Below are 13,254 nucleotides of genomic sequence, written 5' to 3'. Positions count from 1 at the left end.
GTTTGATGGTGGCTATAGCTCAGTTGGTAGAGCCCCGGATTGTGATTCCGGTTGTCGCGAGTTCAAGTCTCGTTAGCCACCCCATTATTAGGTAACTTCGGTTTCCGTTCTTGGTGAAAATCGAGAAGAAAGATACATCGGTGAATGACCTAGTTTGATAGTGCATCCTGATGTTAGGAATAGCGGACCAGAGGGTTTCCTCTCGTTAATTCCAAAAAATGAATTTGTATCGGTGAATAGCGCAGCTTGGTAGCGCATCTGGTTTGGGACCAGAGGGTCGGGGGTTCGAATCCCTCTTCACCGACCACCTTAATAAGCCTCAGTCGAAAGACTGGGGCTTTTTAATATCTGATGTTTGGAGCCTTAATCAAGGTAATGAGAGCCAAAGTGGGGTTCGTCTGATTTTCAAAACCGGGCTCTTCACCGACCACCTTAAAAAGCCTCGGTCGAAAGACTGGGGCTTTTTAACATCTGGTGTTTGGAGCCTTAATCAAGGTAATGAGAGCCAAAGTGGGGTTCGCCTGATCTTCAAAATCGGGCTCTTCAGCGAGCACATTAATAAGCCTCAGTCGAAAGACTGGGGCTTTTTAACATCTGGTGTTTGGAGCCTTAATCAAGGTAATGAGAGCCAAAGTGGGGTTCGTCTGATTTTCAAAACCGGGCTCTTCACCGGCCATCTTAATAAGCCTCAGTTGAAAGACCATTCTCTCTATTCAATGTTCGATCCCTTATTGACTCCTATCTCATTAAGTCAGTGAATTATCATGTTTAAAGGCTAAACCCTAAATTTTCTGTTCAGATGAATTCACTGCTTTTCTGTCTTGTCATTGGTTTTTAGTCTGGCATTTTATTGGTTACTCTGGTTTTTGTTTCTAATGTGTTACGTGATATGCCGCAATATAATTTGAAATTTTATTCTGCATTCTTTTTTAGAATACATGGTGAATTGGCGTTTTTTTAGGCTTAACGTCTATGTTTTGGGGTGTATTACTGCGTGCTAGAATATTGGTCATACCAATGATTAATGCATATGTGGTGCATAAAAATACGATGTTACTGCTTTGGTTTGATTTGATATCGACTTTTTATCCTATCGATGTTGCTTTTCTGTGAAATATTTGCCAAATTGATGGCCTTGTTAATTACCAGAATATTGTACTGGTATGAATGGATTCATTTTTACTGGCTTTGAACGCTTTGTTGTTCAAAGGTAGTTACAGACAGGGCACAACACTGCCCAAGTCGTAGAGGTCTGGGATGTCACTTTTAGAAGTAAAAAACCTGCGTATTGAATACCCATCGCGTCATGGTGTTCACGTTGCTGTGAAATCGCTTTCGTTTAATATCGAGCGGGGTGAAATTGTTGGGGTTGTGGGAGAATCAGGCGCCGGAAAATCGACCGTAGGTAATGCGGTTATCGATTTATTGAGCCCACCCGGTCTCATTGCCAGTGGCGATGTGTTCTTAGATGGTGAGAAGATTTCAGGCCTATCGCCTGAGCAGATGCGCCAAGTTCGCGGCTCTAAAATTGGTTTTATTTTTCAAGACCCAATGACGTCGCTTAATCCGCTATTTACTGTTGAACATCAACTGACAGAAACCATCCACGCCAATATGAAAGTGACTGAGGAAGAAGCGTATCAGCGTGCACTTTCTTTGATGAAGCAAGTGGGTATTCCTCAGCCTGAAAACCGTTTGAAGCAGTACCCACACCAATTCTCTGGTGGCATGCGTCAACGTGTTGTGATTGCCATTGCGCTGGCGGGTGAACCTGATCTTATTATTGCCGATGAACCGACCACTGCATTAGACGTTTCTATTCAAGATCAAATCTTGAGCCTGATCCGCGAGCTATGCATTAAAAACAATGTTGGTTGTATGCTGGTCACCCATGATATGGGTGTGGTCTCGAACGTGACGGATCGCGTCGCGGTGATGTATCGCGGTGACTTGGTTGAATTTGGACCGACAGCTAAAGTGTTGGGCGCTCCGGATCACTCCTATACACGCAGTTTGATTTCCGCCGTTCCTCGCTCAGATAAAAAACTCGATCGCTTTCCGCTGGTGAGCTATATCGAAGAGGCAAGTGAGTTAAAACCACTGGATGTTAAAAACCATTGGTTGGGTCAGAGCCAAGATAATCGCCAATACACAGGCCCACTGCTGACAGTAGAAAACGTGAATTTACGCTTTACGACCAAAGACTCATTGTTTGAAAGTCGCCGTGAATATGTCCAAGCTTCAAATGACGTCAGTTTCGAGGTGTTTGAAGGGGAAACTTTTGGTTTGGTTGGGGAATCAGGTTCCGGTAAATCAACCATCGCACGCGTGATTGCGGGTCTGTACGCTCCAAACTCAGGCAAAGTCTGTTTTGAAGGAATTGATCTTACTGCGCTGAAATCGGAAAACGAGCGCCGTCCGATGCGCCGCCAGATGCAGATGGTGTTTCAAAACCCTTATACCTCAATGAATCCGAGAATGAAGATTTTCGATATCATTGCCGAGCCGATTCGTTTTCATAAATTAACCCGTAGCGAAGCGGAAACACGGCAAATTGTGCATGATCTTTTAGAGCACGTAGGCCTAGGTAAAATGGCGGGAGTGAAATATCCGCACGAGTTTTCCGGCGGTCAACGTCAACGTATTTCAATTGCTCGCGCACTCGCCACGCGTCCTCGCTTATTGATTTGTGATGAACCCACGTCCGCGCTCGACGTGTCTGTGCAAGCGCAGATCTTAAACCTATTGAAAGATCTGCAAGATGAGCTCAATTTGACCATGCTGTTCATCAGCCATGATTTACCTGTGATCCGCCAAATGTGCGATCGTGTCGGGGTCATGCAAATGGGGACCTTACTGGAGGTCGCCCCTACAGAGCAGTTGTTTAAGTCACCTCAACACCAATACAGCCAGCATTTGATTTCTTTAATGCCTGAGTTTACGGGCTTAAGAGAAGATGTAGTAACGGCGTAAGCCAAAAAAGTTACAGATAGAGATATCATGACCAAGCGTGCTTGGAATGAATAAACAGAAGCAATTACAACAACTAGGGATTTGGATTCCCGCATAAGGAGTTATGCAATGAAAACCATGAAAAGCAAACTAACAGTAGCTTTGATGGCGGCAGGCTTAAGCTTTGCAGCTAGCGCGGCCAATATTACCGTCGCTTATGATGCTGACCCAGTGTCACTTGACCCGCATGAGCAGCTATCTGGTGGTACGCTACAAATGTCTCACATGGTGTTTGATCCTCTCGTTCGTTACACCCAGACATTTGATTTTGAACCTCGCCTTGCTGAGAAATGGGAACGTGTCAATGATACAACATTCCGTTTTACGCTGCGTAAAGGGGTGAAATTCCATTCAGGTAACGAAATGACGGCAGACGATGTGGTCTGGACGTTCGATCGTTTACAAGATTCTCCTGATTTCAAAGCTATTTTTGAACCGTATGAAAAGATGGTCAAAGTGGATGATTACACCGTCGAGATCGTATCCAAGGGCGCTTATCCGCTGGTTCTGCAAACCGCAACCTACATCTTCCCTATGGACAGCAAGTTCTATTCGGGCAAAGCGGCTGATGGTAAAGAGAAATCTGAAATTGTGAAGCACGGCAACTCGTTTGCTTCGACCAACGTTTCTGGTACTGGCCCATTTAGAGTGACTTTCCGCGAACAAGGCGTAAAAGTGGAATTTGAACGCTTTAAAGATTATTGGGATAGCGCATCAAAAGGCAACGTAGACAAACTGACCCTAGTGCCGATTAAAGAAGATGCCACTCGTGTTGCGGCGCTCCTTTCGGGTGATGTGGATATGATTGCACCTGTTGCGCCAAACGATCATAAACGTGTGGAAGAAGCCAAAGGCATTGATCTTGTAACTTTGCCAGGTACGCGCATCATCACTTTCCAAATGAACCAAAACAGCAATGAAGCACTGAAAGATGTTCGCGTGCGTCAAGCCATTGTTCATGCCATCAACAACCAAGGTATCGTTGACAAAATCATGAAAGGTTTTGCGACAGCAGCTGGCCAACAAGGCCCAGCGGGTTATTCTGGTTATGACGCGAACCTTGTGCCTCGTTTTGATTTGAAAAAAGCGAAAGAGCTGATGAAAGAGGCTGGTTATGAGAAAGGGCTGACGCTCACCATGATCGCGCCAAACAACCGTTATGTGAACGATGCGAAAGTTGCACAAGCTGCAGCGGCGATGTTGTCGAAAATTGGCATTAAGGTTGATCTTAAAACCATGCCAAAAGCGCAATATTGGCCTGAGTTTGATAAGTGCGCCGCGGATCTGTTAATGATTGGCTGGCACTCAGATACTGAAGACTCAGCAAACTTCACCGAGTTCTTAACCATGACACGTAACGAAGAGAGTGGTAAAGGCCAGTACAACTGTGGTCACTACTCAAATCCAGAAGTGGATAAGTTGGTTGAAGCGGCAAACGTAGAAACCGATCCTGCGAAACGTGCACAGATGCTGCAAAAAGTCGAAGTGACTTTGTACAACGACGCAGCATTTGTTCCACTGCATTGGCAAAACCTAGCGTGGGGTGCGAAATCTACTTTAGATATCAAACCGATTGTTAACGCGATGGAATTCCCTTATTTCGGCGACCTAGTCGTTAGCGAGTAATTACTTAAGTTGGCCGCTCATGTAATGTGGGCGGCGCTTAAGTCACTCAAGGCATCCGCTTGGATGCCTTATTAAGATCTCTGCACTTTGCTTTATTTCAGTCGGGTCGAGTGTCGTTTTTTAGGCTGAATTTTTTCGTTCCTATTAAAGTTAATTCAATTTTAAAAAGAACCATCATGGATAGTTTAAGGGGCAAGGAATGTTTTCGTTTCTGGTCAAGCGCCTGTTTCAGGCACTGATAGTGATGTTTGTGATCAGTCTGGTGGCGTTTGCCATTCAGGATAACTTAGGCGACCCATTGCGTGAGCTTGTTGGGCAGTCTGTTTCAGAAAGCGAGCGCCAAGCGCTGCGCGATGAACTTGGACTGAATGATCCTTTCATTGCCAAATATACTCGTTTTATTACGGCCGCGGTGCAGGGTGATTTAGGCACGTCCTACTTTTTCAAACGTCCTGCGGTAGACGTTATTCTCGATAAATTAATCGCAACGTTAGAGCTTGTGCTCGGTGCGACCGTAATCATCATTGTCTGTTCCATTCCATTAGGGGTTTACACAGCCATTCATCCCAAAAGCTTCTTTACCAAAGTGGTGATGGCGGGCAGCAGTATTGGTATTTCTATCCCAGTGTTCTTAACTGCGATTATGTTGATGTATGTTTTCTCGATCACGTTAGGTTGGTTACCGTCGTATGGACGAGGGGAAACCGCCAATTGGTTGGGTTGGGAATCTGGCTTTTTCACGGCTGATGGCTTAGCACACTTGGTGCTGCCTTGTGTTTCACTGGCGTCGATCATGCTGCCGCTGTTTATTCGTTTAGTGCGTTCTGAAATGTTGGAAGTGCTGAGCTCGGAATACATCAAATTTGCTAAAGCTAAAGGCTTGGCATTGAACAAAATTTACTACCAACATGCCCTTAAAAATACCATGTTACCGGTGCTAACCGTCGGCGGTGTACAAATTGGGACCATGGTGGCCTACACCATCTTAACCGAGACTGTTTTTCAGTGGCCGGGTACGGGCTTTCTTTTCCTTGAAGCGATCAACCGAGTTGATACTCCGCTGATCACCGCTTACGTCATATTCGTTGGCCTGATTTTCGTTGTGACCAACACCATTGTCGATCTGTTATACGGTCTGATTAACCCGACTGTGAACCTTACTGGAAAAGGAGCTTAATCATGAGCCAATTTGCTGCTGCTCCATCTCGTTGGGAGCGTTTTAAACAGTCTGATTTTTTGTACTATTTCTTGCGTGATAAAGTGGCGATGACCAGCTTCGTCATCTTTTTGGTATTCTTAACTTTGTCTGTCGCTGCGCCACTCATTGCCCCCAGTAACCCGTACGACCTATCATCGATTGATCTGATGGATGCAGAATTACCTCCCTCTTGGATGGACGGAGCCGATGAGCGCTTTGTTCTCGGCACGGATGAGCAAGGGCGCGATATTTTGTCGACCATACTGTATGGTTCGCGTCTATCACTGACGATTGGCTTTTTGGCGGTCGGTTTACAGTTGCTACTTGGTATCGTGATTGGCCTTTCTGCTGGCTACTTTGGCGGACGTATTGATAGCTTTTTGATGCGTTTTGCTGATGTACAGCTATCGTTTTCAACCATGATGGTGGCGATCATTGTTTCGGCAATTTTCAAAGCCAGTTTTGGGAGTGAATTTTATAGTCAGTATGCGGTTGTGATGCTGGTGGTGATTATTGGCGTGGCTGAGTGGCCACAATACGCGCGGACAATTCGTGCGTCAGTGCTTGCCGAGAAGAAAAAAGAGTATGTGGAAGCGGCTCGTGTGATGGGTTTTAAATCGCCACGCATCATGTTTCGCCATATTTTACCTAACTGTTTATCGCCTATTTTGGTTATCTCAACTGTACAAATTGCCAATGCGATCATGTCTGAAGCGGCACTCTCTTTCCTAGGTTTAGGTTTGCCAGTCGATCAGCCATCATTGGGTGCTTTGATTAGCATGGGCTTTAACTACATCTTCTCTGGCGCTTGGTGGATTACGGCTTTCCCTGGTTTTGTACTCGTCACATTAGTGTTGGTGATCAATCTGTTGGGTGACTGGCTACGCGATGTTTTTAACCCAAAAATTTACAAAGGGTGATGTGGCAATTGATTTTTGCTAAAGAAAATCCCTAAACTAAAAGCCGCCGTCAAATGCGGCTCTTTTTTTGCTAGTATTTTTGTTATACCCAACCCAAATCCATTGAACTAGGGAACATTGAATCGGTAATGTTGTCACTACTATTAAGCAAGTATATGGACTCAATATGATGACCCTGATGCGGAAAACGACCCTGTGTGTGACATCAAGCCTAACGGTGTTGGCGTCGCTGGCTTTATTTCAACCCGCTTGGGCGGACGATTTTCTTTGTGATGCGACTCAAGCTTCTGTCGATCAGCTGCCCATTCTTGATAAAGCATGCCCAATAGGGCAAGGTTTATGGGGAAAGAAAAAGCCCAAAGGGCAATCATCCACTTTTTGGATTCAGTGTGGTGTGTTAAATAAGCCATTATCTTTGCTGAAAGCCAAAGCGTTTTATACCCATATTTCTACCGATGTATGGCTAAAACCAGAAGCGAAAACGTATCGTTGCTTAATCGGTCCTTATACTGATTATGAGCAAGTAAAAAAAGAACTGCCTCTTATCCAGCAAATCCCCGGTTACAAAGAAGCTTTCATTCGTGAGGTTGTCAAAGGGCGCGCACAGTCTAGCTCGCCGAGAAAAAAGACAACTTCCGCTCAAGCAACGTCTGCCGCAAAACAAATCACCAAAAAGTCTTTACCGAAACCACAAGTGGAAATGGCGAGTTCGCCATTATCAACGAAACCATCAACCAAAGCGCCAGCTCTTAATGTTCCGCCAGCGGTTGAAATTCGTTTGAGCACCACCGCAAACGGTTTGCAGTTTGTGGTGCCTCATTTACGTTCGAGTGATGAACAGTTCTATATGGAACATGGCTTAGCATGGAGCCGCCTAAACTATGAGGTGGCAGAAAAAACCTGCCAAAAAATGGCGATGCGCTTGGTAACGGAAGAAGAGTGGCAACGCCTTTTGGATTCAAAACAGATGGACAGTAACCAATGGCCAATGCACTTACCTTATTGGGGATGGTCGCAAAAAGGGCTTTTTACCAACGGTAAAGTCAGCCAACTGAAAGGTTCCTCATTACTCAATGTGATTTGCGTTAAATAAGTGTCTCAGTTTGCCGTCAGAAATGGCGGCAGCGCTACTCTTTCTTTCCCTCTTCGAGTAATTGTAGATAGCGTTGTTCGATAAAATCTTTTTCTTTACTGATGTGATACAACTGTTTTTTCATCGCTTCGACATCGACAGAAGTGCCACCTTGTTTGGCTTGCTCTTTGTATTTCTCAATGGTCTCTAGTAGTTCTTTTTTCTCGGCTTGATAATTTTTTGCCATTTCGTAGAAATCACCTGCTTTACTGATCTTGATGTATTCCGCTTCTAACTGTTCAAACTCTTTTTCGATGGTGGCTTTTTCTTCTTTCAAACTGTCAACGGTATCAGTTTGAGCAAAGAGTTTTTTACGAGTCACTCGTAGCCCTTTCACACTTTTATCGAGATCGCCTTTCAGTTTGCGGATCAACTTATGCGATTTACTCAATTTCTCATTGAGCTCATCAATTGAAGCCTGATCTTCGGCACTAATGCCCTGAGAAGAGGAATTTTTGATGAGAGAAACCTGTTGCTCGAGCGCTTTTTGAATGATGATTAAATCATTCAGAGTCGAGCTATGCTCTGCGGTGTAGTTCAACGCATTTTCAACGGATTGTTGGCATAAATGAAGCGTGTCTTCATCGCTATTACTTTTATTACGAGTAAAACCATGCGCAAATTTCCTAAACTCACGCAGGATCAGCAGTAGGATAAAAAACCAAGCCAACAAGATAATAAGCCCGAGATCGATCGCTAAGAGCGATAAAACCTTTTCGGTGAGGAACTCTTGTATTGGCATCACATAAACCCACTTTTGTTGCTGTATTTTCAGGTAAGTTTAGTTGTTGTAAAAAAATGTGCCTATACTTTGAACAAGTTAGGTCATAGAAAAATGTGCTGTGAAGATTCTCATTGTTGATGACAGTAAAGCGACACTTGAAATAGTCAGACGAGCCTTAGAGGCGTTTGGCTACCGACGTTTGTCCATTCAAAAGGCAGACAATGGTAAGGCCGCACTCAAGCTGATTGGCAGTTGGCAGCCGGATATTGTCTTAACAGATTGGCACATGCCCGGCATGACGGGGCTGGAGCTGACACAAGCGATAACCAAACGTAAGCTCGGGATAAAAGTAGCAATGCTCACCACGGTGGCCGATGAGCAACAAATCAAACAGGCGCTTGAAGCTGGAGCGTCGTTTGTGTTATCGAAACCGTTTGACGATGGTGAACTGCACCAAAAGTTGCTTCCTTTAGTGCAAGGAGCGGAAGAGAGCTGCATTGAATTAGATGAAATGGTTGAGCTGCAAGATGAGTTGGCTTTACCAAAGCTTTCGCAGCTAGAGAAGCTGCTAAAAAGAGCGGTAGGTGCTGATATCGTGCTGAATAATATTCGTCGCCAATCGTTTGATGAGAGTAAAATTCCTTGTTTGATGGCAGTCTATGAAGATGGCGAAACGCAAAAGCCGCGCGCGGTGGCACTGCTTGATATCTACGCCGTTTGTGTCTTTGCTAAAGGCAACCCCAGCATTACCAAAGAGCAACTACAACAAGCGGTACACAGCAAAATGGTCAGTAAAGATATTCTCGATACTTGCCAGAAAGTATTAAGTGCTTCCGCATTAGCGTTTCTTGATAATCAAACCCGAAAAAGCTTGAAGTTAAAAAATATCAGTTTTATCCCTCAATCGTTTGAAAAGCTCGAAACCCTATTTGCCAAAGAAGCGGATAAACGGGTCGATTTTTCCTGCCAAATGGGGGCGTTAGCCCAAGGGAAAATTACCTTGGTGGGATTTTAATCATCTTTAAGAGCATATTCTGAGGTTATCTTTATGACAGGATGATTTTTGCTATTATATATCAAAAGAGTTCATTGATTTAATCAACAACTCCTTTAAGCATAGATAAAAAATTTTGGGTCGCAGGAGAAAGATATTTATTTTTATGGTGAATGTACCGAACACCTCGGGTAAAGTTAATATCATCGATAGTCAATGCATGTAATAAACCGGCGTTTATTTCTTGCTCAACGGATAGTCTTGAAACAATAGATACTCCTAAACCGTGAATAACGGCTTGTTTAATGCCTTCAATACTGTCAATTTCAATACTATTCGTGATCCCGTCATAAGAAGAAATGCTTTGTGATTTCGCCAGCAAAAAAGACGTTGTGGTCGACTTCTTAGATTTAATGATAAATGTTTGGGTTAAAACTTCAGAAAAATGACATGATTGCTTCTTTGCCAACTGATGTCCAGGAGCACAAATCAACACAAATGGGTCACTTAAAAAGCTCTCCAACTTATACTCATTCTCGTCAAAGGCAACATTATCTGCCATGACCAAAAAATCTAACTCTTGCTGATTTAATTTTCTAAGGAGCTGATGGGACTTCGAAATATCCATACTAAATCTAACTAATGGATACTGTTTTTTAAACTTCGCAATAACTTGAGGGAGGTAATAAACGCCCACAAAATGGCTAGCGCCTAATTTGATTTCACCTTTGTTCGGATCGTCAAACTGTCTCATATGCCGAGAAGACGTATCAATCATATTCATGATCTGTGACGCATATTGTTGGTAAAGTTTACCTTGAGGTGTGAGATGAAGGCGGTTGTTTATCCTCTCAAACAAAACCGTTTTCAACTGCTCTTCTAGTTTTTTTATCTTAATACTGATACTGGGTTGAGTGCAGTGCAATCGTTCAGATGTTTCTGTCACACTCAAACCGTCCGCCAGTAATAGAAATGCTTCTAGTTGACTTAAGTTCATACAAGACCATAAAAATAATTTATGCTTAATATATACTAATACAATTATTATTATTTCCCCACATTTTTATACTGGGTGTGTACCTTACATACACATGGAGAACTCAGAATGAAAGAAGACAAGGAATACCAATTAGGCGATGGTGAACCACCATTACTAAGAAAAATCACGTTGAAATCGATAGGAATACCGTTGGCAGTGTTCGTTATGGTTTTTATATTTGTGATGCCGACGCCAGATGGACTTACACTTCAGGGCCAGCAGTCGATAGCAATATTTTGTGCAGCCCTCATTATGTGGGTATGTGGTTCGATCCCAATTTATCTAACATCGATGATCGCAATTGTATTACTAGTACTTACGGGGACTGTAACTAAAGAGAAAGTTGCTTTTGCGACTTTAGGTTATAATGTGATTTGGTTGATGGTCTCTGCTTTTATATTAACAGCGGCTATGATCAAATCTAACCTTGCTCGTCGCTTTGCTTTGTGGATGATAACTGAGTTTGGCCAGACACCGAAACGGGCGCTGTTTGTTCTTATCCTCATTAATTTCTGCTTGGTATTCTTTGTCCCTTCAACTACTGCTCGTGCTGCATTGATGGTACCTATCTGTTTAATTTTACTTGACGTATATAAAGCCATTCCAGGGAAAAGTAATTTTGGAAAACTAATGATGCTTCAAGGAGTGCAAGCCGATGCTCTTGCAACATCAGGGGTTATGACGGGAACTGCCGCTAATATTATTGCGGTTGGTTTTATTAACTCGCAAGCGGGAGGAACTGTTGGTTACATGGACTGGCTTACGGCTGCATTTCCCCTAGCTATTTTGGGCATGGTGATAGCGTTCTTCGTCGGTATCAAACTGTTTAAATTTAAAGGTGAGGTTGACTTCGAAGGTTCTCTCGAAAAGTTAAAAGAAGAACGCAGCCAGCTTGGTTTTCTCACACTAAATGAGAAGAAAGCGATATTTATCTTCTGTAATGCGGTTTTTCTTTGGGCTACAGAAAGCTATCACGAAGCCATGTTTGGGTTTAGCATTAGTGTATACATGACTGCTGTAATCTCCGCGATTTTATGTTTGTTGCCCAAAATAGGGCTTCTGACTTGGAATGAATCCAATATCAAGTGGGACCTGATGATTTTTGCTGCGGGTGCGTATTCCGTTGGTAATGCTCTGGAGACCAGCAAGGGTGCTGAATTTTTAATAAGCAAGCTAGTTTATGGCCTTGGTCTCGAAAGTATGAGTCATACGGCTGTGTATGTGATTGTCGTTTTTATTTGCATGTATAGTCACCTGATATTTACAAGTAAAACAGTAAAGACCACGATCCTTATACCTTCGATTATCGCTCTGGCTAAGACTTTAGGTATGGATCCGGTAACTTTAGCTTTGGCGGCATCTTTCACCTTAACGTACACCATCACGTTACCTCCGCATTCAAAAGTGAATGCAATTTATTTCTCGACGGGATATTTCAGTGTATTAGACCAAATGAAATACGGGTTAATTACCTGTTTCATCGGCGCTTCTGTTATCTCAATAGCAATATTTACGTGGTTCCAAATTCTTGGGTATGGACTTTAATTTTACTCGGTAAGGAAAAAACATGAGACTGATATTACTTCGACATGGTGAAACATTGTGGAATAAAGAATCACGCCTGCAAGGACATGATAATTCAGAGCTATCTGAGAGAGGGATCAAACAAGCACAAGCTATAAAACACTTTGTCCATCAGCTAGCACCAACACGCGTGATTACATCTGATTTGGGGCGAGCTGTGCAAACATCCGAAATAATCGGATATCCCGAAGCACTCAAATGCCCAGAGATCAGAGAGCTCAATATGGGAGAGTGGACAGGGTGTAGAAAACCAGATCTATTATTCAATCAGGCAGATAAGTACCACGATTGGCGAGCAGGTGCTTACACTCCAGCAGGTGGGGAAAACTGGTTTGATTTTTGCGATAGAATTAATGCTGTATTACGTAATAAAGTGTATGAAGAGCAAAGTGACCTCTTGGCCGTGGTTCATAGCGGCGTTATTCGAGCGGCATGTAAAGCTTTCTTAAATTTGTCACCTGAACATCTGTTGCCTGCCAGCCCAGGGACTTTAACCATTTTCAATTTTGATTCTTATCTTCTCAAAAGCGTAAAACTGGAAGCGTATAATATTGGTTCCCTTATTCCGGATGATGATGTTGCGGACTAATTTTAAACAATATTAACTAACCTATGGTGGTGTTACCGACATCAACATAGGTATTCAACCACATGTCTCTATTTGACCTAAGTGCTTATTAGCATACCAGCCTCCAATGTATTTGATATACATAGAGGCTAGTATGGTTTCCAGATATTACAAATCTACAGGGTGGATTTTCCAGACCATGATCTACATAGTAACAAGATACCAACACAAGTGGTTTCTGAACTAAATCTGGAAAGTTATGTGTGATAAGGCTTCTCAGTCTTTTCCAGAAAAACAATATTTTCTTGTTGTTCTGCCTAAAAATTGAGTATTAACAGTATCATTTTTCAGAATATCACACACATCCTTTAACCTAAATTATATTCATGAAGTTGAGTATTTCTGGCTTGTTTACCTTGTTTTTGAGCATATCACCCCCATAGATTTGTTAGGGATT

The 13,254-nt window shown here is 43.0% G+C and carries 10 protein-coding genes and 2 tRNA genes; 10 read left to right on the top strand and 2 right to left on the bottom strand.

Annotated elements, in window-relative coordinates; translation table 11 throughout:
* Positions 1-8 precede the first annotated feature (8 nt).
* From B9J87_RS14360 to B9J87_RS14330, 7 genes are all read left to right on the top strand, one after another.
* Positions 9-84, top strand: a tRNA-His gene (locus tag B9J87_RS14360).
* Positions 85-230: 146 nt separating this feature from the next.
* Positions 231-307, top strand: a tRNA-Pro gene (locus B9J87_RS14355).
* A gap of 950 nt (positions 308-1,257) precedes the next feature.
* Complete coding sequence (locus tag B9J87_RS14350; RefSeq protein WP_019281822.1) at positions 1,258-2,973, top strand: dipeptide ABC transporter ATP-binding protein; 1,716 nt, start codon at positions 1,258-1,260, stop codon at positions 2,971-2,973.
* Between the two features lie 108 nt (positions 2,974-3,081).
* Positions 3,082-4,638 carry an ABC transporter substrate-binding protein gene (locus tag B9J87_RS14345; RefSeq protein ID WP_026027967.1) on the top strand — a complete coding sequence of 519 codons (1,557 nt, stop codon included), beginning with the start codon at positions 3,082-3,084 and terminating at the stop codon, positions 4,636-4,638.
* A gap of 199 nt (positions 4,639-4,837) precedes the next feature.
* Positions 4,838-5,815 (top strand): ABC transporter permease, encoded by a 978-nt coding sequence (locus tag B9J87_RS14340; protein ID WP_013855660.1) that lies wholly within the window; start codon positions 4,838-4,840, stop codon positions 5,813-5,815.
* A gap of 2 nt (positions 5,816-5,817) precedes the next feature.
* Entirely contained in the window at positions 5,818-6,756 is a 939-nt protein-coding gene (locus tag B9J87_RS14335) for an ABC transporter permease (protein WP_010319654.1), read from the top strand.
* 166 nt (positions 6,757-6,922) lie between these two features.
* A complete protein-coding gene (locus tag B9J87_RS14330) occupies positions 6,923-7,849 on the top strand; it encodes an SPOR domain-containing protein (RefSeq protein WP_094151447.1) in 927 nt (308 codons plus the stop codon).
* A 34-nt stretch (positions 7,850-7,883) separates the two neighbouring features.
* On the opposite strand, the gene B9J87_RS14325 is transcribed toward B9J87_RS14330, so the two are convergent.
* Entirely contained in the window at positions 7,884-8,633 is a 750-nt protein-coding gene (locus B9J87_RS14325; protein WP_013855663.1) for a hypothetical protein, read from the bottom strand.
* A 97-nt stretch (positions 8,634-8,730) separates the two neighbouring features.
* On the opposite strand from B9J87_RS14325, the gene B9J87_RS14320 reads away from it, so the two are divergent.
* The gene (locus B9J87_RS14320; protein ID WP_017046676.1) at positions 8,731-9,627 is read left to right on the top strand and encodes a response regulator; all 897 of its coding nucleotides are present in this window, start codon (positions 8,731-8,733) and stop codon (positions 9,625-9,627) included.
* Positions 9,628-9,706: 79 nt separating this feature from the next.
* Here the strand turns inward: B9J87_RS14320 and B9J87_RS14315 are convergent, their stop codons facing one another.
* A complete protein-coding gene (locus tag B9J87_RS14315; protein ID WP_094151446.1) occupies positions 9,707-10,603 on the bottom strand; it encodes a LysR family transcriptional regulator in 897 nt (298 codons plus the stop codon).
* 108 nt (positions 10,604-10,711) lie between these two features.
* On the opposite strand from B9J87_RS14315, the gene B9J87_RS14310 reads away from it, so the two are divergent.
* Both B9J87_RS14310 and B9J87_RS14305 read left to right on the top strand, forming a co-directional pair.
* Positions 10,712-12,190 carry an SLC13 family permease gene (locus B9J87_RS14310; RefSeq protein WP_094151436.1) on the top strand — a complete coding sequence of 493 codons (1,479 nt, stop codon included), beginning with the start codon at positions 10,712-10,714 and terminating at the stop codon, positions 12,188-12,190.
* Positions 12,191-12,212: 22 nt separating this feature from the next.
* Positions 12,213-12,818 carry a histidine phosphatase family protein gene (locus tag B9J87_RS14305; protein ID WP_094151430.1) on the top strand — a complete coding sequence of 202 codons (606 nt, stop codon included), beginning with the start codon at positions 12,213-12,215 and terminating at the stop codon, positions 12,816-12,818.
* Positions 12,819-13,254 lie beyond the last annotated feature (436 nt).

Source organism: Vibrio sp. V19_P1S1T109, assembly GCF_002241375.1.
Taxonomy (GTDB): domain Bacteria; phylum Pseudomonadota; class Gammaproteobacteria; order Enterobacterales; family Vibrionaceae; genus Vibrio; species Vibrio anguillarum.
This window is presented reverse-complemented; position numbering and strand designations above follow the sequence as displayed.

Coding starts and splice junctions, on each gene's coding strand:
- B9J87_RS14345 (WP_026027967.1), top strand. CDS start 3,082: ATGAAAACCATGAAAAGCAAACTAACAGTAGCTTTGATGGCGGCAGGC.
- B9J87_RS14335 (WP_010319654.1), top strand. CDS start 5,818: ATGAGCCAATTTGCTGCTGCTCCATCTCGTTGGGAGCGTTTTAAACAG.
- B9J87_RS14305 (WP_094151430.1), top strand. CDS start 12,213: ATGAGACTGATATTACTTCGACATGGTGAAACATTGTGGAATAAAGAA.
- B9J87_RS14330 (WP_094151447.1), top strand. CDS start 6,923: ATGATGACCCTGATGCGGAAAACGACCCTGTGTGTGACATCAAGCCTA.
- B9J87_RS14350 (WP_019281822.1), top strand. CDS start 1,258: ATGTCACTTTTAGAAGTAAAAAACCTGCGTATTGAATACCCATCGCGT.
- B9J87_RS14310 (WP_094151436.1), top strand. CDS start 10,712: ATGAAAGAAGACAAGGAATACCAATTAGGCGATGGTGAACCACCATTA.
- B9J87_RS14315 (WP_094151446.1), bottom strand. CDS start 10,603: ATGAACTTAAGTCAACTAGAAGCATTTCTATTACTGGCGGACGGTTTG.
- B9J87_RS14340 (WP_013855660.1), top strand. CDS start 4,838: ATGTTTTCGTTTCTGGTCAAGCGCCTGTTTCAGGCACTGATAGTGATG.